Raw genomic sequence first — 23,083 nt, 5'->3', positions numbered from 1 at the left:
TCGACGGCCGTGCCCGTTCGACAAGCGCGCCCCGATTTCAGGGCGAATCGACGCTTCATTCCGCCAATGCTGCAGTCCATCGCAATCCGCCATCGTGGCCGGGAGCAACTACCTATAGTGATCCCATCAGCCAATCACCGGAGAGACGACATGAACAAATTGCTCGGCAATGCCCTGCTCGCGACCAGCCTGGCGCTGGTCTTCCATGCGGCTGCGGCGGAGGATGTCGTGCGCGAGAACCGCACCGTCGATGCGAAGGTCACCAAGGTGCGCCTGGGCGGCGTCGTGCGCCTGAACCTGCGCCAGGGGCCGCCGTCGCTGGTGGTGTCGGGCGACCGCCGCTACATCGGCAAGATCAAGACCGTGCAGAACGGCGATACCCTCACGATCGACCTGGAGAACAATACGCGCATCCAGGGCAATATCGATGAATTGCGCGCGGACCTCTCGGTGCCGAACCTGCAGGAATTCGTGTCGCAAGGCGTGGGCTCGAGCGAGGTGTCCGGCTTCAAGGGCGACAAGGTCAAGCTGGCGCTGGACGGCGCCGGCGCCGTGCGCTTCACGGGCCAGTACCGCGAAGTCGATGCGCGCCTGGGCGGCGTCGGCGGCCTGACGCTGAATCCCGGCCAGTCCGACCGCATCGCGCTCGAGCTGGGCGGCGCCGGCCACATCACGGTATCCGGCCAGACGAAACTGCTGCGTGCCCACATGGGCGGCATCGGCGGACTCGATGCCCAGCAGCTGCGCGCGGAAACCGTCGAGCTCGACATGAACGGCCTGGGCGGGGCCAGCGTGTTCGCGAGGAATGCCGCCAACGTCAGCCTGAACGGCATGGGATCGGCGACGGTCTACGGAAATCCGGCCACGCGCCGTGCGACGACGAGCGGCTTCGGCAAGGTGAGCTGGCAGCAGTGAGCCGGCGCCGGCAATTATGAGCTGGCATCGATAAGCGCCCACAGGCCGCGTCCGGCGCGATGCCGGAGGCAGCCTGCGGGGATGGAGCAGGGTCTGCGATCGCTTAGCGGATCACCAGGTCGTTCTTGACCGACTTGACGCCCTTCACACCACGTGCCAGCTCGACGGCCTTCTGGGCGCTCTCGCGCGAATCGACGAAGCCGCTCAGCTGCACGGTACCCTTGAAGGTCTCGACGTTCACCTGGGTGGCTTTCACGGTCGAATCGGCAGCGAAGGCGGCCTTGACCTTGGTGGTGATGACGCTGTCATCGACGTATTCGCCGGTGCCTTCGCGGGTGGCGGTCGGCGCGCACGCGACCACGGAAACCAGCAGGGTCGTCGCGATGACGGATTGAGCGATTGCGGACTGGAAACGACGGGTCATTTGCATGGCGATTCTCCGGAAAGTGTTAATGTTTTTGTATTATGACTGTCCTTGAATTTGTCTGGCGCTCGATAGTGTTGCGAAAACGACACTGTGCAATTTCAAGGTGCGCCGGCACTGGCGAGGGCATCGCCTGACGGCCGTGGCCGTGCAACGATGCGCTGCGGCAGCAAATCGTGGCCGATCACGAGACGCACGTCGGGCCGCCCCGGCGTTCCCATCCGCACCGGCGTGCCGGCATCGAAGCGCTGGGCCAGGCGCTCGGCCACGCTGCGAAAGGCCGGCTGGTATTCGACGCGCGTCTGGCGCACGGCAAAGCCAATCTGGTTGCTCAGGCGGACCACTTTCACGTCAGGGTCGCGCAACTGGCGCGACAGTAGCCGCGCCAGGCCCTGGCGGCCATTGCCGTTGCTGATCTCAAGCGCCACCACCAGGGCCGTGCCCTCCTCTTCCCCATCTGGCGCTTGCGGTGTTGGCATCGGCGCGTCCTTGCGCGCGGCCGGCACGCGACGCAATGCATACATGCCGTTGCCGGTGCGCTCGATGTCGATGAAGGCCCAGTCGCCGTCGGGCTGCTGCGGGTCGTGCCGCGGTTGCGCCAGGGCCTGCGCGATGGGGGCCGGACGCTGTCCCGTCACCATCGCATAGTCGGCGCGCAGGTCGTGCTCGCGCAGCGCGCTGGCCTGGCGCAGCATCAGCCGGGAGCGCTCGTCCTGGCCGAGCCGTTGCAGCGTCTCGCCCAGGTTTTGCCAGGCGCGGGCGTTGAGCGGATCGAGGAGGCAGGCTTTTTCCAGCGCCGCCTGGGCCGCCGCATGGTCTCCGCTCAGCAGGTAGGCATAGCCGAGGTTACTGAACAGGAAGCCGGCGGTGGGGCCGGACGCCATCGTGGCGTCGCGGGTCAGCCCGGTCCAGATCGAGATCGCGCGTTCGAAGTCGCGCCGCTCGGCATAGGCGATCGCCAGGCCGTTGCCCGCGTCGACATGGCCAGGATCGCGCTGCAGCGCCGCCTGGTAGGCCGCGATGGCATCGTCGCGGCGGTGCGCCAGGTACAGGCTGCGGCCGCGCTGGTAATACGCGTCGGCGGATGCCTGTTGCGCGCTGGCGGCATCGGCGGCATCGGCCGTCACGGGAAGCCCGGGGGGACTGCCGCAGGCCGGCAGCAGCGCAGCTGCGCACAGCAGGGACAGCGACGTCAACAGGATCCGGGGACGTTTCATCGAGGATTGCATGGCTTCTCCGCAAAAATCAGTTGGCGCCACCGCCCAGGGCGGTCTTCAGGGTGCGCGCGATCTGGATGCCGGCCGGGCCGAGCAGGACCATCAGCAAGGTGGGAAAGATGCAGAAGATCAGCGGGAACAGCAGGTTCAGGCCGATCTTGGAGGCGGCTTCCTCGGCCATCATGCGGCGCTTGGTGCGCAGGTTGTCCGAGTACACGCGCAGTGCCGAGCCGATGCTGGTGCCGAAGCGCTCGGACTGGATCAGCATCGCCACCAGCGAATCGATGTCGTCCACGCCGACGCGCATGGCGAAGTTGCGCAGCGCCTTTTCCTTGCTGAAGCCGGCGCGCATTTCCATCAGCACCAGTTGCAGCTCCTGCGCCAGCGTGACGCTCTTGATGTGGATTTCGGCTGCCACCTTGACCAGGCCGCGCTCCAGGCTCAGGCCGGCTTCGACGCAGACGGTGAGGAGGTCGAGCGCATCCGGGATCGTTTCGAAGATCTCGCGCTTGCGGCGACGGATGGTGCGCGCCAGCACCGCGTTCGGCAGGTAGTAGCCGAGCGCCGCGACGAGCAGCAGCAGGAACAGCACCCTGACGCCGCCCGGCGTTTCCGGCGCCAGCGCCAGCGCGATGCCGACGATGGCCGGAAAGGCGAGCGCGAAGCCGCTCTTGGCGGCGAAATACAAGGCCGGCGTGGCGGGATTGCGCCAGCCGGCGTTCATGAAGCGCAGGCGCAGCGCCGATTTTTCCCATCCCTCTTCCGGCACCGACAGGCGCGACAGCGGTCGCACCGCATGCGCGATGCGTTCGGCCCAGCCGGCGTCGTGCGCGCCTTCCTGCGGCACGCCCATGAAGCGCGTCAGCCGCGAGCGCAGGGCCCCGGGCGCGAACAGCAGCATCGCCAGCCAGACAAGGCCGCCGACGATCGCGAACACGATCAGCAGGAATAGCAGCTGTGCGACGGTCATCGATTCCTCCTCGACGATGGATGATGCGGCGATGCACTCAGATACGGATGCGGATGGCACGGCGCAGCCACAGCACGCCGACGACGATCATCCAGAACGCCGTCCACAACAACCGGATGCCTGCCGGATCGGTCCACAGGACGCGGATGTAGTCTTCGTTCACGATCAGCATCATGGCCCCCACCGCGAACGGCAGCAGGCCCAGGATCCAGGCCGACATGCGTCCTTCCGCCGACAGCACGCGCACCTGGGCCGCCAGCTTGAGGCGGTCGCGGATGATGTGGCTGATATTGCCCAGGATCTCGGCGAGGTTGCCGCCGGTCTCGCGCTGGATCAGAATCGCGATGACGAGATAGCGCAGGTCGGTCAACGGGATGCGCGCGGCCAGGTTGTGCAGCGCTTCGGCCATCGGCACGCCGTAGTTGATCTCCTCGCGCACGATGCGGAATTCGCCGCTGAGCGGTTCGGACAGTTCGTTGCCGACGATCTGCAGCACGTTGCTGAACGAGTGGCCGGCGCGCAGCGCGCGCGCGATGAAGTCGGCCGCATCGGGCAGCTGTTCCTCGACGCGTGCCAGGCGCCTGTGGCGCGTGCGGCGCACCAGCGCCAGCGGGATGAAGGCGAACAGCAGCGCCGCGGCGAGGCGTGCCGGCAGCGGCACCGGCCACCCCGCCGTCACCAGCAGGCCACCCAGCAGCGCGATGCCCGACCATGCGAGGAACTGACCGACCGACCATTTGACGCCGGCCTGCACCAGCAGGCGGTCGAGCCGGTGCGCCGGCGCGACCTGGTGCAGCAGGCGGTCGAGCAGTTCGCGGCTGCTGTAGCGGCGCTGCTTCAGGATCGAGATGCGCTCGCCGGCACGCCCGGGGCCCTGGCTGCCGGACATCAGCTGCAGTCGGCGCGCGATGCGCTGGGCTGCGGCGCCGTGCTCGCTCATCCACCACAAGTAGACGCCTTCGATGCCGAGGATGACGGCGGCGAACAGGAACACGACGAAGGCATAGAAGAGGATGTCCATCGGGGCTCCGCAGGCGGTCAGGTGAAGATGCGGTCGGGGTCGAACGTGTCTTCCGGCACCGGCGCGCCGAACATGCGCAGCCGCTCGGCAAAGCGCGGACGCACGCCGGTCGCGCCGAAATGGCCCAGCACCCGGCCTTCGCCATCGACGCCGGTCTGCTCGAAGCGGAAGATCTCCTGCATCGAGATGATCTCGCCTTCCATGCCCGTCACTTCCTGCAGGCTGACCAGCTTGCGGGTGCCGTCGGTCAGGCGCGAGGCCTGCAGGATGACGGTGATGGCCGAGCAGATCTGCTGGCGGATTGCGCGCGGAGTCAGGGTGACGCCGGCCATGCCCACCATGTTTTCCAGGCGCGACAGCGCATCGCGCGGCGTGTTGGCGTGGATCGTCGCGAGCGAGCCTTCGTGGCCGGTATTCATCGCTTGCAGCATGTCCAGCGCTTCCGGCCCGCGCACCTCGCCCAGGATGATGCGGTCGGGCCGCATGCGCAGTGCGTTGCGCACCAGCGCGCGCTGCGTGACCTCGCCCTTGCCCTCGATGTTCGGCGGGCGCGTCTCCAGGCGCACCACGTGCGGCTGGCGCAGCTGCAGCTCGGCCGCGTCCTCGATCGTCACGATGCGCTCGTTGGCGGGAATGAAGCCCGACATCAGGTTCAGGAGCGTGGTCTTGCCGCTGCCGGTGCCACCCGAGATCAGGATGTTTACCTTGGCCAGCCCCAGGCTTTCCAGCACCTTGACCATGGGCGCCGTGACGCTCTTGTAGTCGAGCAGGTTCTGCACGGTGAGCGGGGTGGCGCCGAAGCGCCGGATCGAGACCAGCGGGCCGTCCACCGCCAGCGGCGGAATGATCGCGTTCACGCGCGAGCCGTCGGGCAGGCGCGCATCGACCATGGGGCTCGATTCGTCGACGCGGCGGCCCACGCGCGAGACGATCTTCTCGATGATCTTCATCAGGTGCGCGTTGTCGTGGAAGCTGACATCGGTGAGTTCGAGCCGGCCGCGCCGCTCGACGTAGACACGGTTGTAGGTATTGACCAGGATGTCGGAAACACTCGGGTCGTTCAGCAGCGGCTCGAGCGGGCCGAAGCCGAGCATCTCGTGCTGGATGTCGAGCACGAGGTGGTGGCGCTCCTGCTGATTCAGGACGATGCGTTCCTCTTCGATGATGCGCTGGACCAGCAGCGCCAGCTCGTGCTTGAACTGTTCGCTGGTCAGGCGTTTCAGGCGCTCCAGGTCGATCCGGTCGAGGATCATCTGGTGCATGGTCTTCTTCAGTTCCTGGTAGGCGTGCTGCGCCACTTCCGGCATCGGTGCCGGCTGGTGGACGCGTTCCTCCTCGGACCCGGACAAGCGCTCGCGCAGGGACATGGCAGGCTCCTTCGTGTGATCAGTCTTCGCCGCGGCCGAACAGGCGATCGAACAGGCCGTTCTTCGTTTCCGCGACGCGGCGCGCCGTCAGCACCTCGACCAGGTCGGCCAGGCTGCGCGCCGCCGCGCTGCCACGCGCCAGCTGCAGCACGGGGATGCCCTGGTTGACCGAATCGGTGACGGCGATGTAGTCGTTGGGGACGGTATGCACCACTTCCGCGCCGAGCGCGGCGTGCAGATCCTGCAGGCGCAGCTTGCCGCCCTTCTCGTAGCGATTGACGACCAGGCGGATGTGGTCGGTCACGTAGCCGAGCGAGCGGAAGATGTCGAGCAGGCGGCGGGCATGGCGGATGTCGGGCAGCGCCAGCTGCAGCACCGGGTAGATCGCGTCGGTGCTGTCGAGCGCGCGCAGCGAGACGGCGTCGATCTGGCGGCCGACGTCGAGCAGGACATAGTCGTAGTGCTGGCGCGCCACACGCAGGATCGCGTCGATGTGTTCGGGCTTGGTCTCGACCGCCTGGGCGGGGTCGTCGGCCGCGGCCAGCACGCCGAAGCCGGGCGCGACGTGCACCAGGCAGGACTCGAGGAAGGGAGCATCAATGCGCGCGATCTGCTGGCACACGTCGGACAGCGTCATGCTCGGTTTCTGGTCGGAGACGTACAGCGTGGCGTCGCCGAACTGGCGGTGCAGGTCGATCAGCAGCACCTTCTTGCCCGCCAGCGTCGCCAGCGCGTAGCCGAAGTTGGTGGCGATGAAGGTCGCGCCGCTGCCGCCCTTGCAGGCAATGAAGGCCAGTACCTTGCCGTCGTGCGACGCAGTGACGCCGGCGCTGGCAGCGATGCGATCGATCGCCTCGTGCAGCGCACGGTGCACGAGCGGCAGCTGCAGCACTTCGCGCACGCCGGCGCGCATGGCACGGATCAGTAGTTCGGGCTGGTGGTTATCGGTCAGCAGCATGAAATGCGCGGCCGCGTAATGGCGGGTCAGGCGTTCGAGCAGGTCGGCATCGGCGGCGTCGGCATCGGCGGCATCGACGATGACGAGGCCCGGGTGCTCAGGCAGCGGACGGTCGAGCGCGTCGCGCAGGCCGTCGCGCCCGGCGGCGATGTGCAGCGGCGGAACGCGCGCCGCGCCTTGCGACGCGATCTCCGCATGGAGCTGTGGGTCGCGGCTGATCAGGAGGGCTCTCATCGGGTTCCTCGAGGCGGCATGGGGTTGGCGCCGGCGGGGCCGGCAGATGGGTCGTCATTTGGTGCCGCTCCCGCCGATCAGCGGTCGTTCGGTGCCGGGGTTTTCCTTGAACGAACGCTGGTAGCGTTCGTGGCTCGCGCGCGCCGCGGCGCCATCCATGCCGGCGGCGGGGTTGGTATTGGCGGCGGCGTCCGGATCGATCACCTGGGCCGCCAGGTTGGCGCGCACGGCATCGCCGAAATGCTTGTCGAAGCGCGGCGTCGTGCTGCATCCCTGCAGCAGCGAAGCCGATGCGATCGCCAGAACGGCGGACACCAAGCGGTTGCGTGCGGTGGACATCGCTGCCTCCTATTTCAGTTCGAAGCCGCCGGCTTCGCGCGACGAACGGGCCGCAGGATTGGATGCCCTGGCCGTCGTGGTCTCGGGCGCGAAGCCGTCCAGGCGTCCGCCCAGCAGCACCGCGGCGCGCGACGGCTCGCCGACCTTGTCGGTCGGGAGCTCGTAGCCCGCGCCCGGCAAGGGCTTGACCAGGTGGGCGGTGATCACGAACACCAGTTCCGTGCGGTCCTGCTGGTAGTCGGTGCTGCGGAACAGGGCGCCCAGCACGGGGATCTCGCCCAGCACCGGCAAGCCTTTCAGGTTGGTGACCATATTGCTCTTGATCAGACCGCCGATCGCGAAGCTCTGGCCGTCGTACAGCTGCACCGTGGTACTGGCGCGGCGCGTCGTCACCACCGGCAGGATCGCGGTGCCGGAAATGCCGTTGGCGGACAGGCCGATGCCGTCGCGCGAGAGTTCCGACACTTCCGGCGCGACGCGCAGGTTGATGCGGCCGCCCGCCAGCACGGTCGGCGTGAAGCGCAGGCCCACGCCGAATTCCTTCTCTTCCAGCGATACGCGGTTGTTGTCCTGGGCTACCGGGATATAGAACTTGCCGCCGGCAAGGAAGCTGCCTTCCTGGCCACTGATCGACATCACGTTCGGCTCGGCCAGCACGCGCACCAGGCCATCCTGCTTGTCAGCGGCCGCCGTGATGCTGCGGTCGTTCGACTTGGACAGCTTGATCGCGCCGCCCGCCTTGCCGGTCACGAAGTCCGTCAGCAGCGTCGCGGCCCAGCTGCCGGAGCCGAAGCTCCAGGTGGCATTCGCTTCGAGGCGCTCGATGAGGGACTTCGAGACCTCGGCGACCTTCACTTCCAGCTGCACCTGCTGCGGGGCGCTCACGCTCAGCATGTTGATCACGCGGACGGCGGCCTGGCCGGCGCCGTTCTGGCCCTGGTTGTTCTGGCCCGACGGCAGGTCTTCCTTGTCCGGCACCGCCAGTGTGCGCAGCGGCTGGCGCACGTAGACCCCCGCCAGTTCGACCGCGCGTGCCACCGCCGCCGCGTCGCTCACCGTGCCGGTCAGCACCAGGCTGTCGGCGGCGGCCAGCACCCGGATGTCCCGTTCTTCCGGCATGGCGGCGAGCAGCGTGGCCTGCACGGCCGCCGGGTCCATGGCCACCGTGATGTCGAGTACGCTGCACAGGCCGCTCCTGCCTTGCACGATCATATTGGTCGTGCCGACGTCGATGCCGGCGATGTACAGCGTGTCCGGCGCCACCAGCAGCGCCTGCACCACGGCCGGATTGCCGACGCTGCGGTGCTGCACCGGTTCGGGCAGGCGCATCAGGCTGGACTTGCCGACCTGGAGCGACAGTTGCGCGGGACGTGCCGCTTCGCCCTGGCAGTGCGGACCGCCCTCGACGCGGCCCGCTGCGCCCTGGCCCGCATCCTGGGCGCGCTTGGCGGCCGCCGCCGCCGCGCCGGCAGCGCTGGCAGGAACAGCGGCCGCTGTCGCCAGCGCCAGGCTGGAGGCAAGCAGGCAACGGAGCATCGGATTACCGTTCATGGCATCACCTCGGACGGGTTCACAGGCATTCCTGCGTCGCGCGCAGGCCATTCAGGACAGTGATGCAGTCGCGCTTCACGGGCGCGGCCACTTTCACCACCACCGGCTTGGGCCGTGCCGCCAAGGGCGCCGGCGGCTTGGGCGGCGGCACGGCGGTGTCGGGCAACAGCGTCACCTTGGTCGCGCCGAGGGTGGCGGCCGGCTGCGGATCGATCTGGTTGCGCAGCGCCAGCGACAGCGTGCCCACGCTGCGTGCCAGGTCCAGCTTCTCGGCCTGCTCGGGCGTCACTTCCAGCGTCACGGCATTGACCACCTTCGGCTTGGTCTCGTCGCGGCTGACTTCCTGCGCGACGGCCAGCACCAGGATCCGTTCCAGCACGATCTTTGAGATGTTCTGTTCGCTGCCGTTCGAACGCGCGCCGTCCGGCGCATCCTTCTGGGTGCTGACGATGATGTCGACGTAGTTGCCGGGCAGCGCGAACCCGGCCACGCCGATCACGTCGTTCACGCGCACCGTGATCGCGCGCTTGCCTTCGGCGATCAGGGCGGACAGGCCGCCCAGGGTGCCGGACGGCGCCAGCTTGGCTTCACTGACCGGTTCGCCCATCAGGAGGTTGGCCTTGAGGACGCGGCCGGCCAGTTTCTGCGGATCGGCAAACGCGCCTTTCGGCACGCTGTCGGCGGGCCACTCGACCAGCTTGAACATCTCGGGCGTCAGGCGCTGTCCGAGGCTGATATCGGCCAGCGCGACGGCGATGCGGCCGCTCGGGCCGCCGGGCTGGTTCAGCAGCCAGCGCGAGGCGAACGCCACCGCGGCCAGGCCGAACAGGATGGCCACCGCCATCACGAGGATCGCACGCCGGTTCTTCATTCAGGTCTCCCCGTCGCAGGCAATGAACATGCTGTGCCAGGCCTGTTCGACGCTGGCTTGCGTGAAGCGTGCCTCCTGGCCGGCGAAGCCGGCGAAATCGGCGATGCGCTCGACCAGGCCGGCGGGATAGCAGGCCAGCAGCGCGCGCCGTGCCTGCGGATGCAAACGCTCGATCAGGTAGTCGCACACGCTGTCGTCGTAGTCGACGCGGTGCGCGCGGCACTGGCGCTTGATCAGTGCGCGGTAGGCGGCAGCGGGAAGCGCGCCGATCTCGGCCTTGTAGCCGATGCGGCGCAGCGCGGCATCGTCCAGCACGCTGGCAGGCGCCAGGTTGGTAACGAACACCACCGCCGCGTCGAACGGCACGGTTTCGGCCTGGCCGCCCTGCAGCGTCAGCTGGTCGGCGCCGGCATCGAGCGGCGCGGCGAAGCGGTCGAGCAGTTCGCCGGCCGGCATGCGCTGGCGGCCGACGTCGTCGAGCACCAGCATGCCGTTGTTGGCCTGCAGCTGCGGCGGCGCGTGATAGACGCCTTCCTCGGCATCGTGGCGCAGCGCGAGCATCCCGCATCCCAGTTCGGCGCCGACGTGGACCAGGGGGCGCTGGCACAAGACCCAGCGCGCATCGCCGTTGCGCCGCTCTTCCTGGCGCGCCAGCGGCGGCGGCAGGTGCAGTGCCGGGTCGTACAGGCGGATCACCTGGCGCCCAGCCATCAACGCATACGGCACCGCGACCGGTCCCGGCAACAGGCGCGCGAGCTTGCGCGCCAATTGCGTCTTGCCGCTGCCGGACGGCCCGTACAGCAGCAGCGAACGGTGCGCGTACAGGGCGGCGCCGAGCGTGGCGCGCGCATGCGGCGCCAGGCCGTCCTCGCCCAGCACCGCGGCCAGCCGGGCGGGCGTGACGCGTTCGGCGTCGTGGGCGCGCAGCGACTGCCGTTCGACCTGCGCGCGGTACGCCGCCAGGGGCACCGGCGCCGGACCGAGGTAGCGCGACCGCGCCAGCGCCTCGGCACAGGCACGCTGGCCGATCGACGTCAGCTGATATTGCATGTCGATGTCAGAGTCGCCGCACCATGCCACCTCGACCTGCTGCTCGGCGATCAGGGGATTCAGGACTTCGCGCAGCACGCCGATCGACAGGCGCAGCTGGCCGGCCAGGATCGCCAGCGGCGACTTGCCGCCGGCCTGGATCGCCTTGAGCACGAGGTCGGCGAGGAAGCGCGGCTCGAGGCCCGTGTCGCGCACGGTCTTGGCCTGGCGCGGCAGGGCCGGCACGGCATCCGTGGAGGACGGCGTTGCCGGCGCCATGCCGGACAAGCTCGCGATGCTCTCTGTCGTTAGCGTTTCAATCATCGGAATCTCTCGTCTTGCATGTTTTCCGAAACGGGTCGGAATCGATTCTAGCCACGGCGTCCCGGCCCTCTTTGCGTTGCACCAAAGCCGAACTCAACCGTGGTAACGGACCAGCACGATGATCGTGCCGATGGCGATCGCCACGCCGTAAGGGATGGTGCCGGCGCTGCTCTTTTCCTGCGGCGCAACGGCCGGCATTCCGGGAACCAGCACCGTGCGCGCCATGTTCACCATGTTGCCGAGCGCAAGCTTCAGGCGTCCTCGCCACAGCGCCGCCAGCAGGGCCATGACACCGCCGGCGCACCAGGTCAGCACCGCGATCGAGAAGACATCGTACGGACCGGCAAACGCGCCCACGACGGCCATCAGCTTGACGTCGCCGGCGGCCATGCCACGCAGCAGGTAGAGTGGCAGGAATAGCGCCAGTCCCAAGCCAAGGCCGCCAAGCGCAGCGAGCAGAGCAGCGCCGGGAGCGGGGGACAGCAAGCGCAGCACCAGCGCGCACGCCAGGGCTGCCAGCAATAAACGGTTCGGGATGCGGCGCGTCGCCAGGTCGTTGATGGCGGCGATACTGACCAGCAACAACAAGGTGGCCTGCAGCCAGGAGTCGATCGGCATGGCATCCTCCGGAAAATAAAAAACCCTCCGAGCACGCAGCCCGGAGGGTTCGACGGCGATCAGTTCGATGCCGAGGTACCGATCGCCGTGGTCAGGCGGGTACCGATCGATTTGAAAGCGTTCTCCAGATCCTTGCCCAACGCCGTCGCGCCAGCGACGATCGCCAGGCCAACCAGCGCGGCCATCAGGCCGTACTCGATGGCGGTGACGCCGTTCTCGTCAGCGACGAAGGCTTTCACAGCGGACATGAACTTGCTCATGACTTACTCCCATATGGTTGGTTGAAAAAACCCTGGAAAGGCGGTGCTTGCTGCTGCACCGTTGCGGCTGGCTGCACCGCGTTCCGTCCAGTACATCCACTATAGAAGTTGATTCCACAAGGCAACTTGACTGCTCACAACTTTGCTGTAAAGAACTATTTTTTGTCTTGAGGAATCCGCCGTCGAACGGCCGCCACGGATTTTGAACATCGCAATCCAAGAATTCCTTTGCACCAAAGAAAATTGCATCCGCATAATTGCCTGGAATGCAAAAACGCTATATGCTGTTCGGCTTGCTCTTTGTGAAATGCCAGATACCTGCGAACGCGACGGCGGCTGTTTTCAGCACGCAGGTCGGTTGATTACATTGCTGAGAACGACATGGATTCGCTTCTGAAACACATGGTGGACATGACTGGCCACCGCGATCACGCGATGCTCGATATTTCCGTGATCTCGGCGGTGCAGGAACTGGCCGGCGCGGCGCAGACGCGCATCCTGGCCATCGCGACCATCGCGGGACAGCGCTACCTGCGCCCGCGCGCCACCATCGTGGAGGGCGGCGCCGCGCGTCTGGAAGAATTCAACGAGAGCGTGCCCGGCGAGACGCTGGCCCGCTATCCGGAACTGGAGCGCTGCCTGGCCGAGCAACTGGCCAGCGCCGAAGCCGTCGCCGACGACGGCACCCGTACGCTGTGGCTGCCGATCTGGATCGGCGACGAAGCGACCACCTGCCTCGAACTGCGCGACCACAAACCGTATTCGAGCGCCACGGTCCATACCGTGGCCGGCATCGTCGGCGTCTACCGCAATTTCCAGAACCTGCTCGACTACAGCGAGCGCGATTCGCTGACGGGCCTGCTCAACCGCAAGACCTTCGACGACCAGTTGGCGCGCATGCTGCATTGCGCGCACACGCAGAAGGAGGGGCAGGATGCGCGCCTGCCGGGCGCGCTGGAGCGGCGCCATCTGCAGGGCCAGCTGCAGGGCCAGGAAAAGCAGTGGCTGGCCGTGGTCGACGTCGACCACTTCAAGGCCATCAACGACAAGTTCGGCCACCTGTACGGCGACGAGGTGCTGATCCTGATCGCCAACCTGCTGCAATCGTCGTTCCGCGTCCAGGACCGCGTGTTCCGCTTCGGCGGCGAGGAATTCGTCGTGCTGCTGCGCTCGACCACGCTGGAGAATGCCTGGAAGATCATCGACCGCTTCCGCACCAACGTCGAGCTGCACGAGTTCCCGCAGGTGGGCCGCGTCACCGTCAGCATCGGCTTCGTCAGCATCAGCGCCTACGATCCGCCGGTGGCGACGCTGGGCCATGCCGACCAGGCCCTGTACTTCGCCAAGAGCAGCGGCCGCAACCGCGTGTGCCACTACGACGACCTCGTCGCGCACGGCATGCTGCAGGCCGTGGCGTCGAACGACACCGCCGAATTCTTCTAGACGGCCAGCGCCAGGAAGCGCGTCGGATCGACCTGCCACTTGTCCGGCGATTCGTGGCGCACGATCTTGTCGCCGCCGCCGAAGCCCAGGCCGCGCGCCAGGTCCACCATCTCCGGCTTGATGTAGGTCTGGCTCTTGGTGCTGTAGAACACGTTGACCTTCGGTGTGAGCAGGCTCGTCTCGTGCGGTTCGACCACCACGGCCAGGCGCCCCGATTCCAGCAGCACCAGCGTACCCACCGGATAAATGCCGACGCAGCGCATGAAGGCCTGGGTCAGCGCGGGATTGAAATGGAACTTGCTCCATTCGTAGAGCTTGCGCAGCGCTTCCGCCGGCGGCATGCCCTTGTGGTAGCAACGGTCGGCCGTGATGGCATCGTAGACGTCGACGATGGCGGCCATCTGCGCCAGCTCGCTGATCGCGTCTTCGCCCTGGCGGTCCGGATAGCCGCTGCCATCGCGCCGTTCGTGGTGGTGCAGCGTGATGTCGAGCGCAATGTCGCTGATACCTCCGGTGCGGCACAGGATGTCGTAGCCGTCCTTCGGATGGCGGCGCACGATGGCGAATTCCTCGTCCGTCAGGCGGCCCGGCTTGTTGAGGATATGGTCGGGGATCAGGGCCTTGCCCGTATCGTGCAGCAGGCCGCCGATGCCGGCCTGGTAGATCGTGTCCGCATCCATCCCGCGCGAGCGGCAGAACGCCACCAGCAGGGTGCACACGCTGACCGAATGGAGGAAGGTGTAGTCGTCCTTGTTCTTGATGACGGACAGTCCCAGCAACGCGCCTGCATTGCGCAGGATCGAGGCGGTGACGTTCTCGACGACGGGCGCGACCCGGTCGAGTTCCACCGCCTTGCCCAGGCGGGCGTCCTGCATCACCGTCTTCACGAGCCCGGCGGCCTGGCGCCGGATCGCCATGGCATGGTGGTACTCTTCAGCCACCGTGGTGCGCAGCGGCGCCACGGGCTTGGCGGCAATCGCCGTGACCTCGGCCTCGGTGATGGCTGCCGCTTCCTCCACCGTCGGGGCGTCGGCGACATCCAGGCCGCGCGCACAATCGATCGTCACGCCGCGGATGCCGGCCTGTCGAATCCGGCGAATTTCGTCCTCGCTCGTGATGACGAAGCGGCTCCGGACGAAGGGGTGCTCCATCCACCCGCAATCCAGCTCGTGAATGGACATGCCGACGCGCAGCTGGGAGGAATCGACTGTCTTCAACATGATGCAGGCCCTATGATAATCTCGCCGCGGCTTCGGCTTTCGACTTGACGGCTCCAAGTATAACAATTTGATGAAATCACCAGTAAAAAATATTTCCATTGAGAACTCTGAGTATCCTTAAAGATACAATCGTCAATTATGGAACTCCGCCAGTTACGCTATTTCGTTGCCATCGTCGACCACGGCTCGCTGTCGCGCGCCGCCCTCGTCCTGCACGTGGCGCAACCGGCACTGACGCAGCAATTGCGCCAGCTCGAGGATGAGCTGGGCGTCCAGTTGCTGCACCGTTCGGCCCAGGGCGTGCTGAGCACGGATGCGGGCAAGCTGTTCTACGAGCACGCGCAGGCGATCCTGAAGCAGGTGGCCGATGCCCAGGCGGCCGTCGTGCAATCGGCCGAGCGGCCGTCGGGCAGCGTCACGCTGGGCCTGCCGCACAGCATTTCCGGCGCGCTGGCCTTGCCGCTGCTCAGCGCCATTCGCCAGCGCTATCCCGAGATCACGCTGCAGCTCACCGAGGAATTGACGGGCAACCTGGCCGAACAGCTGCGCTCCGGCCGCGTCAACCTGGCCGTGCTGTTCGACGACGGCCAGCTGGGCGGCTTCGCGGCGACGCCGCTGGTGGAAGAGGAATTGCGCTTCATCTGCCGCGCCGACATGCCGCTCGCGGCCGGCCGCGATGCCCTGCTGCTGCGCGAGGCGCTGGCAGCGACCTTGATCCTGCCCGGCCTGCAGCACGGCGTGCGTCCGCGCATCGAAAGCACGGCGCGCGCGGCCGGCCTGGCCACGCAGGACGTCATCGAGATCAACTCGATCGCCATCCTGAAGTCGGCCATCCTGGCCGGCATGGGCGCCACCATCCTGCCGGTGGCGCCGGTGCAGGCGGAAGTCGAGCGCGGCGCCATGCGTGCGCTGGCGATCCGCGAACCGGCCATCTCGCGCCGCGTCGTGCTCTGCACTTCGCGCAACATCCCTCTCACCAATGCCGCGGCCGCCGTCGGGCGCCTCGTGGCCGACGTCGCGTGCACGCTGTGCCGCGAAGGCGCCTGGATCGGCGCCCATCCCCTCGCCGGCTGACGCTCCCGACTGCCCGCGGCCGCCACCGCTCCGTCGAATTTGATGTGGATCAAGGATTTTTCCGCAAGGGAAAATTAACCTGCGCTCATCGTTTCCGTACCAGATCTTGAGTTAGCCATTTTTGCGCTGACTCAAGGTGTGCGATAGATACCAGAGTGCACCCATGACTACCGCATCCCTTTCCCGTCCCACCCGGCGCACGCGCCGCGAACGCCTGGCCCTCACGCTGTTCGTCACCATCGCCGTCAAATGCCTGGTGCTGTATGGCCTGTGGCACGCGTTCTTTTCGCACCCCCAAACCAAGCACATGCTGCTGCCGTCCGACCAGGTGGAACGCCACCTGTTCACGCCGGCTGCCGGCCCGATTTCCAACTCCAACAAGTAGGTCGTTACCATGCCTCCGCTCGACGATGTCGTAGCCCTGTCGCGGCTACAGTTCGCAGCCACCGCGCTGTACCATTTCCTGTTCGTTCCCCTCACCCTCGGCCTGGCCTGGATCCTCGTGATCATGGAATCGGTCTACGTCATGACCGGCAAGCAGGTCTACAAGGACATGACCCAGTTCTGGGGCAAGCTGTTCGGCATCAACTTCGCGATGGGTGTCACCACCGGCATCACGATGGAATTCCAGTTCGGCACCAACTGGGCCTATTACTCGCACTACGTGGGCGACATCTTCGGCACGCCGCTGGCGATCGAAGGCCTGATGGCCTTCTTCCTGGAGTCGACCATGGTCGGCCTGTTCTTCCTCGGCTGGAAACGGCTGTCGAAGAACCAGCACCTGTTCGTGACCTTCTGCGTGGCGCTCGGCTCGAGCCTGTCGGCGCTGTGGATCCTGATCGCCAACGGCTGGATGAACCATCCGGTCGGCGCCGAATTCAACTTCGACACGATGCGCATGGAACTCGTGTCGATCGCCGAGGTGATCCTGAATCGGGTCGCGCAGGTGAAGTTCGTGCACACGGCCGCCGCCGGCTACGTGACGGCGTCGATGTTCGTGCTGGGCATCTCGGCCCTGTACCTGCTCAAGGCGCGCGACGTGGGGTTCGCGCTGCGCTCCTTCGCCATCGCCGCCGCGTTCGGCCTGGCCTCGACGCTGTCCGTGATCGTGCTGGGCGACGAATCCGGCTATACCGCCGGCGAAGTCAACAAGGTCAAGCTGGCCGCCATCGAGGCGGCCTGGGAAACCCAGCCGGCGCCGGCAGGCCTCACCCTGTTCGGCTTCCCGGATGACGCGGCGCAGAAGACCCACTACGCCGTCGAGCTGCCCTGGGTGCTGGGCCTGATCGCTACCCGCTCGACCGATGGCCAGGTGGTCGGCCTGAAGGAACTGCGCCTGGAAAACGAAGCCCGCATCCGCAGGGGCATGGATGCCTATGCCGCCCTGCTGCGCCTGAAGGGCGGCGACAAGTCGCCCGCAGCGCGCGCCGCCTTCGACGGCCTGAAGGCCGACCTGGGCTACGGCCTGCTGCTGAAGAAGTACACGCCCAGGGTGACCGATGCCACCGAAGCGCAGATCAAGCAGGCGGCCGCGGACACGATCCCGAAGGTCGCTCCCCTGTTCTGGTCGTTCCGCGGCATGGTGTTCCTGGGCTTCCTGTTCCTGTTCATCTTCGCGGCGTCCGTGTGGTTCATGGTGCGCCGTAACCTGGCGCCGCAGCGCTGGCTGCTCAAGCTGTGCGTCGTCGCGATCCCGCTGCCCTGGGTCGCCGCGGAACTGGGCTGGGTCGTGGCCGAATACGGCCGCCAGCCGTGGACCATCGCCGGCGTGCTGCCGACCCATCTGTCGGTGTCGACGCTGAGCGCGGGCAGCCTGTGGTTCAGCCTCGCCGGCTTCCTCGGCTTCTACACGCTGTTGCTGGTCGTCGAGATGAGCCTGATGATCAAGTACGCGAAGATGGGACCGTCCAGCCTGCATACGGGCCGCTATCACGGCGAACCGGGCGATGCCCAGGGCACCGAGCAGACTTCCGAAAAGATCGACGCGCCCGCCGCCGCCTGAACCACGAAAAGTAATCACTAAGGGAACCATCATGCTGTTCGATTACGAAACCTATAAATTGATCTGGTGGGCCTTCGTCGGCGTCCTGATCCTGGGCTTCGCCCTCACCGACGGCTTCGACTTCGGCGTGGGCACCGCCCTGCCCTTCGTCGGCCGCACCGACACCGAGCGCCGCATCGTCATCAACACGATCGGCGCCACCTGGGAAGGCAACCAGACCTGGCTGATCACGGCCGGCGGCGCCCTGTTCGCCGCCTGGCCGCTCGTGTATGCCGCCGCGTTCTCCGGCTTCTACGTGGCGCTGCTGCTATGCCTGTTCGCGCTGTTCTTCCGACCCGTCGGCTTCGACTACCGCAACAAGCTGTCGGATCCGCGCTGGCGCTCGACCTGGGACTGGTGCCTGTTCGCGGGCGGCTTCGTCCCGCCGATCATCTTCGGCGTCGCCTTCGGCAACCTGCTGCAGGGCGTGCCGTTCCGCTACGACGAGATGCTGCGCCTGGAATACACGGGCAGCTTCTTCGACTTGCTGAACCCCTTCGGCCTGCTGTGCGGCGTGCTGTCGCTGGCCATGCTGTCGATGCATGGCGCCACCTACCTGCAGCAGAAGACCGAAGGCGCCGTCGCCGACCGCTCGCGCACCATGGCGATGGGCGCCGCCCTGCTCACCGTCGTGCTGTTCGCCGCGGGCGGCTTCTGGATCGCCGGCGGCATCGAAGGCTTCCGCATCGTCTCCATGCCGGACGCGAACAGCGTGTTCCTGCCGGATGCGAAAGTCGTCACCCGCGCCGCCGGCGCCTGGCTCGACAACTTCGGCCGCTGGCCGGCCCTGTGGCTCCTGCCGGCGCTGGGCATCGCCGGCGCGCTGCTGGCCTTCGTCCTGTCCGCCGCGCGCCGCACGCTGGGCGCCTTCCTGGCCAGCGGCGTGGCGGTGACGGGCGTGATCCTGACCGCGGGCGCCGCCATGTTCCCGTTCGTGATGCCGTCCTCGCTGCTGCCGGGCCACAGCCTCACCGCCTGGGACGCCGTCTCCAGCCACCGCACGCTGTCGGTGATGTTCTGGGTCGTGATCGTGATGCTGCCGATCGTGACCCTGTACACGAGCTGGGTCTACCGCGTCATGCGCGGCAAGGTCACGCACCGGCACATCGAAGACAACACGCACACCGCTTATTGAAAGGACACGTCATGTGGTACTTCTCCTGGATCCTCGGCCTCGGCTTCGCACTGACGGTCGCCATCATCAACGCCATCTGGCTCGAATCGAACTACGCGTTCGGCCAGCGCGCCGAAGACACGACGGTCGCGCGCTTCCGCGACGCGCGCAAGCAACGTCAACAACGCAAAGCGTGATTCCTCCCGCCATCCGGTGACCTGTGCCGGATCGACGATTGCCGCTGCCTCCGGGCGGCGGCTTTTTTTTGTCCCGGGCCATCATTTTTTCTTATGGCCCCATCCGGATTCGGTATTTCCGTATACGTCAACTTGTCCCTACACTGCATCCATAAGCCGTAACAAGCGGCACCGCGGCCGGTGCCGGGCCGGCATCCACACGATGCCGTCACCGGGACCGGACCCACTCAAAAGAACATTTTGGAGACAACATGCCTGATACCGTCCTGGGCCAGGGTGCATCCGCGCCCCTGCCTGCCCCCACGCCCGCCGCCGCGGTGCCGCTCAACGACGTCAGCCTCGACGACAAGTACACGGCCACCTCCGGCAAGATCTTCCTGTCCGGCATCCAGGCCCTCGTGCGCCTGCCGATGATGCAGCGCCTGCGCGACGAGCGTGACGGCCTGGACACGGCCGGCTTCGTGTCCGGCTACCGCGGCTCGCCGCTGGGCGGCCTGGACGAGAACCTGTGGAAGGCCAAGGGCCACCTCGAGGCGAACCGCATCCAGTTTGTTCCCGGCGTGAACGAGGACCTGGCCGCGACGGCCGTCTGGGGCACGCAGACCGTCGACCTGATCGGCCCCGCCAAGTACGACGGCGTGTTCGCCATGTGGTACGCGAAGGGACCGGGCGTGGACCGCTGCGGCGACGTCTTCAAGCACATGAACCATGCGGGCACGAGCAAGCATGGCGGCGTGCTGCTGGTCGCGGGCGACGACCATGGCGCCTACTCGTCCACGCTGCCGCACCAGTCCGACCACATCTTCGCCGCCTGCATGATCCCCGTGCTGTACCCCTCGAACGTGCAGGAATACCTGGACCTGGGCGTGCACGGCTGGGCGATGTCGCGCTTTTCCGGCCTGGCGGTGGCGTTCAAGGCGCTGGCCGACACGGTGGAATCCAGCGCCTCCGTCGATGCCGATCCGTTCCGCGTCGAGGTCAAGCTGCCGCAGGACTTTGCGATGCCGGAAGGCGGCCTGAATACCCGGCTGTCCTCCGTTCCCCTGGGCCTGCAGGCGCGCAACCAGGAAGCGCTGATGCAGGACTACAAGATCTACGCGGCCCTCGCCTATGCGCGCGAAAACAAGCTGAATCGCACGACGATCGACAGCCCGGACGCCAGGCTGGGCATCATCGCCTCCGGCAAGTCCTACGTGGACGTGCTCGAAGCGCTGGAAGAACTGGGCATCGACGAGGCGATGGCGGCGCAGGTGGGCCTGCGCCTGTTCAAGGTGGCGATGATCTGGCCGCTGGAGCCGGATGGCGTGCGCGAATTCGCCCAGGGCCTGGAAGAGATCCTGGTCGTCGAAGAGAAGCGTCAGGTCGTCGAATACCAGCTCAAGGAGCAGTTGTACAACTGGCGCGACGACGTGCGTCCGCGCGTGATCGGCAAGTTCGACGACAAGGGAGAATGGGTCGCGCCGCGCGGCGAATGGCTGCTGCCGCCGAAGGCCGACTTCTCCGTCGCCCAGGTCGCGCGCGTGATCGCCGGCCGCATCGCGCGCCTGGACCTGGACGAGCGCACCCGCGACCTGATCAAGGCGAGACTCGCCTTCCTGGAAGCGAAGGACGCCGTGCTGATGAAGGCCGTGACGACGCCGTTCCGTCCCGCCTTCTATTGCTCCGGCTGCCCGCACAATACGTCGACCAAGGTGCCGGACGGTTCGTTCGCGCTGGCCGGCATCGGCTGTCACGTGATGGCCACGTCGATCTACCCGGAGATGAACAAGCTGACCACGCACATGGGCGGCGAAGGCACGCCGTGGATCGGCCAGGCCGCGTTCTCGAAGGTGCCGCACGTGTTCCAGAACCTGGGCGACGGCACCTATTTCCATTCCGGCTACCTGGCGATCCGCGCCGCCATCGCCGCCAAGGTCAACATCACTTATAAGATCCTGTACAACGACGCGGTGGCGATGACGGGCGGCCAGCCGGTCGACGGCATTACCTCGGTGCCGCTGATCGCGCGCCAGATGGCCGCCGAAGGCGTCAAGCGCATCGCCCTCGTCACCGAGGACCTGTCGCGTTATGAAGATAAAAGCGGCCTGCCCGAAGGGATCACGATCCACGACCGCAAGCACATGGACGACGTCCAGCGCGAACTACGCGAGGTGCCGGGCGTCAGCGTCCTGATCTATGACCAGACCTGCGCGGCCGAGAAGCGCCGCCGTCGGAAGAAAGGCGAGTTCCCGGACGTCGCGAAACGCATGGTCATCAACGAGGCCGTGTGCGAAGGCTGCGGCGATTGCGGCGTGCAGTCGAACTGCGTGTCGATCCTGCCGAAGGAGACGGAGTTCGGGCGCAAGCGCGCGATCGACCAATCCTCCTGCAACAAGGATTACTCGTGCGCGAAGGGCTTCTGCCCCAGCTTCGTCACCGTCGAAGGCGGCACGCTGAAGAAGAACAAGGCCGGCGCGGCGAAGTCGAAGGATGCCGACGACGGCTGGGGCGCACTGCCGCAACCCGCGCTGCCGTCGACCGCGGCGCCGTACAACATCCTGATCAACGGCATCGGCGGCACCGGCGTGATCACCGTCGGCGCGCTGATGGGCATGGCCGCCCACCTGGAGGGCAAGGGCGCGTCCGTGCTGGACATGACGGGCATGAGCCAGAAGAACGGATCCGTGACCTCGCACGTGAAGATCGCCGAGACGCCGGAGCGCCTGCGCGCCCAGCGCATCGCCACCGGCGAGGCCGACCTCGTGCTCGGTTGCGACATGCTGACGGCCGGCGCCTCCGACGCCATCTCGAAGATGCGTCCGGGCCGCACGATGGTCGTCGTCAACCTGCACGAGCAGCCGACGGGCACCTTCGCCCAGCAGCGCGACTGGGAATTCCCCACCGCGCAAGTGCGCGAGCTGATCGAGGAAGCCGTCGGCGGCCCCTCGGGCGTCGACTTCCTCGACGCGACCAAGCTGGCGACGGCGCTGATGGGCGACTCGATCGCCGCCAACCTTTTCATGCTGGGCTATGCCTGGCAGAAGGGGCTCGTGCCGCTGTCGGAAGCCGCGCTGCTGCGCGCCATCGAACTGAACGGCGTGGCCGTCGCGTCGAACCAGCGCAGCTTCCTGTGGGGCCGCCGCGCCGCCGTCGACCTGGCGCGCGTGGAGCGCACCGCCGTGCCGGCGCAGGTCGTGCAGATGCAGATGCCGCAAAGCCTCGACGGCGTGATCAAGAAGCGCGTCGATTTCCTGACCGGCTACCAGAACGCCGCCTATGCCGCGCAATACGCCGGCCTGGTGGCGCGAGTGCGCGAGCGCGAAGCGGCCCTCGGCCTGGGCAGCAAACTGTCCATGGCCGTGGCCAGGTCGCTGTTCAAGCTGATGGCCTACAAGGACGAGTACGAGGTTGCGCGCCTGTACACGGACGGCCGCTTCGTCGAGCAGTTGAAGACCCAGTTCGACGGCGACTTCACCTTGAAATTCAACCTGGCACCGCCGCTGTTCGCGAAGAAGGACGCCAAGGGCCACCTGGTGAAGGCGGAATTCGGTTCCTGGATGTGGGGCGCGTTCAAGCTGCTGGCCAAGCTGAAAGGGGTGCGCGGCACTGCCTTCGACCTGTTCGGCCGTACCGCCGAACGCCGCATGGAGCGCGCGCTGATCGTCGAATACCGCGACATGGTCGAGGCGCTGCTCGAGGGCCTGCACGGCAGCAACCATGCGCTGGCGGTCGAGCTGGCGTCGCTGCCGGAACAGATCCGCGGCTTCGGCCACGTCAAGGAACAGGCGGTGGCCGATTACCGGGCACGCAAGGAAGAACTGCTGTCCGGCAAGGTCGTCAAACGCGCCGCGTGAACCGCCCCCCGTCGTCCCGGCGCAGGCCGGGACCCAATTCGTCGATCCGCACGCAAACGTCGA

The 23,083-nt window shown here is 66.9% G+C and carries 21 protein-coding genes; 8 read left to right on the top strand and 13 right to left on the bottom strand.

All coding sequences use genetic code 11. From position 1 onward, the window contains the following. The first annotated feature begins 150 nt into the window (after positions 1 to 150). Positions 151 to 915 carry a GIN domain-containing protein gene (locus ACI1V7_RS17135; protein WP_404533012.1) on the top strand — a complete coding sequence of 255 codons (765 nt, stop codon included), beginning with the start codon at positions 151 to 153 and terminating at the stop codon, positions 913 to 915. A 103-nt stretch (positions 916 to 1,018) separates the two neighbouring features. On the opposite strand, the gene ACI1V7_RS17130 is transcribed toward ACI1V7_RS17135, so the two are convergent. The 12 genes from ACI1V7_RS17130 to ACI1V7_RS17075 all read right to left on the bottom strand — a co-directional run bounded on the left by ACI1V7_RS17130 (position 1,019) and on the right by ACI1V7_RS17075 (position 12,098). Further along, on the bottom strand, positions 1,019 to 1,345 hold the full coding sequence (locus ACI1V7_RS17130; RefSeq protein ID WP_404533011.1) for a BON domain-containing protein: 327 nt from the start codon (positions 1,343 to 1,345) through the stop codon (positions 1,019 to 1,021). Positions 1,346 to 1,440: 95 nt separating this feature from the next. Continuing rightward, positions 1,441 to 2,568 (bottom strand): LytR C-terminal domain-containing protein, encoded by a 1,128-nt coding sequence (locus tag ACI1V7_RS17125; RefSeq protein WP_404533010.1) that lies wholly within the window; start codon positions 2,566 to 2,568, stop codon positions 1,441 to 1,443. A gap of 16 nt (positions 2,569 to 2,584) precedes the next feature. Beyond that, entirely contained in the window at positions 2,585 to 3,526 is a 942-nt protein-coding gene (locus tag ACI1V7_RS17120) for a type II secretion system F family protein (RefSeq protein ID WP_404533009.1), read from the bottom strand. A gap of 37 nt (positions 3,527 to 3,563) precedes the next feature. Further along, on the bottom strand, positions 3,564 to 4,547 hold the full coding sequence (locus ACI1V7_RS17115) for a type II secretion system F family protein (protein ID WP_404533008.1): 984 nt from the start codon (positions 4,545 to 4,547) through the stop codon (positions 3,564 to 3,566). A 17-nt stretch (positions 4,548 to 4,564) separates the two neighbouring features. After that, complete coding sequence (locus ACI1V7_RS17110) at positions 4,565 to 5,914, bottom strand: TadA family conjugal transfer-associated ATPase (protein ID WP_404533007.1); 1,350 nt, start codon at positions 5,912 to 5,914, stop codon at positions 4,565 to 4,567. Between the two features lie 19 nt (positions 5,915 to 5,933). Beyond that, positions 5,934 to 7,106, bottom strand: a complete 1,173-nt coding sequence (locus ACI1V7_RS17105; protein ID WP_404533006.1) for a CpaE/TadZ family protein — start codon at positions 7,104 to 7,106, stop codon at positions 5,934 to 5,936. Positions 7,107 to 7,160: 54 nt separating this feature from the next. Beyond that, complete coding sequence (locus ACI1V7_RS17100) at positions 7,161 to 7,445, bottom strand: hypothetical protein (protein ID WP_404533004.1); 285 nt, start codon at positions 7,443 to 7,445, stop codon at positions 7,161 to 7,163. A gap of 9 nt (positions 7,446 to 7,454) precedes the next feature. Beyond that, positions 7,455 to 8,996, bottom strand: coding sequence for a type II and III secretion system protein family protein (locus tag ACI1V7_RS17095; protein ID WP_404533003.1), 1,542 nt, complete (start codon positions 8,994 to 8,996; stop codon positions 7,455 to 7,457). A gap of 19 nt (positions 8,997 to 9,015) precedes the next feature. Continuing rightward, complete coding sequence (gene cpaB, locus ACI1V7_RS17090) at positions 9,016 to 9,867, bottom strand: Flp pilus assembly protein CpaB (RefSeq protein ID WP_404533002.1); 852 nt, start codon at positions 9,865 to 9,867, stop codon at positions 9,016 to 9,018. After that, positions 9,868 to 11,220, bottom strand: a complete 1,353-nt coding sequence (locus ACI1V7_RS17085; protein ID WP_404533001.1) for a DUF8689 domain-containing protein — start codon at positions 11,218 to 11,220, stop codon at positions 9,868 to 9,870. A gap of 93 nt (positions 11,221 to 11,313) precedes the next feature. Further along, complete coding sequence (locus ACI1V7_RS17080) at positions 11,314 to 11,838, bottom strand: A24 family peptidase (protein WP_404533000.1); 525 nt, start codon at positions 11,836 to 11,838, stop codon at positions 11,314 to 11,316. 59 nt (positions 11,839 to 11,897) lie between these two features. Next, complete coding sequence (locus tag ACI1V7_RS17075) at positions 11,898 to 12,098, bottom strand: Flp family type IVb pilin (protein ID WP_404532999.1); 201 nt, start codon at positions 12,096 to 12,098, stop codon at positions 11,898 to 11,900. A 381-nt stretch (positions 12,099 to 12,479) separates the two neighbouring features. Here ACI1V7_RS17075 and ACI1V7_RS17070 point away from each other — a divergent pair, with 381 nt between their 5' ends. Further along, positions 12,480 to 13,541 (top strand): GGDEF domain-containing protein, encoded by a 1,062-nt coding sequence (locus ACI1V7_RS17070; RefSeq protein WP_404532998.1) that lies wholly within the window; start codon positions 12,480 to 12,482, stop codon positions 13,539 to 13,541. Here the strand turns inward: ACI1V7_RS17070 and ACI1V7_RS17065 are convergent. After that, entirely contained in the window at positions 13,538 to 14,761 is a 1,224-nt protein-coding gene (locus tag ACI1V7_RS17065; protein WP_404532997.1) for an HD-GYP domain-containing protein, read from the bottom strand. The two genes, ACI1V7_RS17070 and ACI1V7_RS17065, sit on opposite strands and share 4 nt — an antisense overlap. Positions 14,762 to 14,899: 138 nt before the next feature. Here ACI1V7_RS17065 and ACI1V7_RS17060 point away from each other — a divergent pair, with 138 nt between their 5' ends. The 6 genes from ACI1V7_RS17060 (at position 14,900) to ACI1V7_RS17035 (ending at position 23,020) form a co-directional block, all read left to right on the top strand. Next, positions 14,900 to 15,835, top strand: a complete 936-nt coding sequence (locus ACI1V7_RS17060) for a LysR substrate-binding domain-containing protein (protein WP_404532996.1) — start codon at positions 14,900 to 14,902, stop codon at positions 15,833 to 15,835. Between the two features lie 163 nt (positions 15,836 to 15,998). Beyond that, the gene (gene cydP, locus ACI1V7_RS17055; RefSeq protein ID WP_404532995.1) at positions 15,999 to 16,220 is read left to right on the top strand and encodes a cytochrome oxidase putative small subunit CydP; all 222 of its coding nucleotides are present in this window, start codon (positions 15,999 to 16,001) and stop codon (positions 16,218 to 16,220) included. Between the two features lie 9 nt (positions 16,221 to 16,229). Next, on the top strand, positions 16,230 to 17,837 hold the full coding sequence (locus ACI1V7_RS17050) for a cytochrome ubiquinol oxidase subunit I (protein WP_404532994.1): 1,608 nt from the start codon (positions 16,230 to 16,232) through the stop codon (positions 17,835 to 17,837). A 31-nt stretch (positions 17,838 to 17,868) separates the two neighbouring features. Further along, positions 17,869 to 19,011 (top strand): cytochrome d ubiquinol oxidase subunit II, encoded by a 1,143-nt coding sequence (gene cydB / locus ACI1V7_RS17045; RefSeq protein ID WP_404532993.1) that lies wholly within the window; start codon positions 17,869 to 17,871, stop codon positions 19,009 to 19,011. An 11-nt stretch (positions 19,012 to 19,022) separates the two neighbouring features. After that, positions 19,023 to 19,187 (top strand): cytochrome bd-I oxidase subunit CydX, encoded by a 165-nt coding sequence (cydX, locus tag ACI1V7_RS17040; RefSeq protein ID WP_404532992.1) that lies wholly within the window; start codon positions 19,023 to 19,025, stop codon positions 19,185 to 19,187. 251 nt (positions 19,188 to 19,438) lie between these two features. Next, the gene (locus tag ACI1V7_RS17035; RefSeq protein ID WP_404532991.1) at positions 19,439 to 23,020 is read left to right on the top strand and encodes an indolepyruvate ferredoxin oxidoreductase family protein; all 3,582 of its coding nucleotides are present in this window, start codon (positions 19,439 to 19,441) and stop codon (positions 23,018 to 23,020) included. Positions 23,021 to 23,083 lie beyond the last annotated feature (63 nt).

The sequence above is a fragment of the Massilia paldalensis genome, assembly GCF_044901715.1.
In the GTDB taxonomy this organism is placed as follows: domain Bacteria; phylum Pseudomonadota; class Gammaproteobacteria; order Burkholderiales; family Burkholderiaceae_D; genus Telluria; species Telluria paldalensis.
Note: the sequence above shows the minus strand (reverse complement) of the source record. Positions and strands in the feature narration are given on the sequence as shown.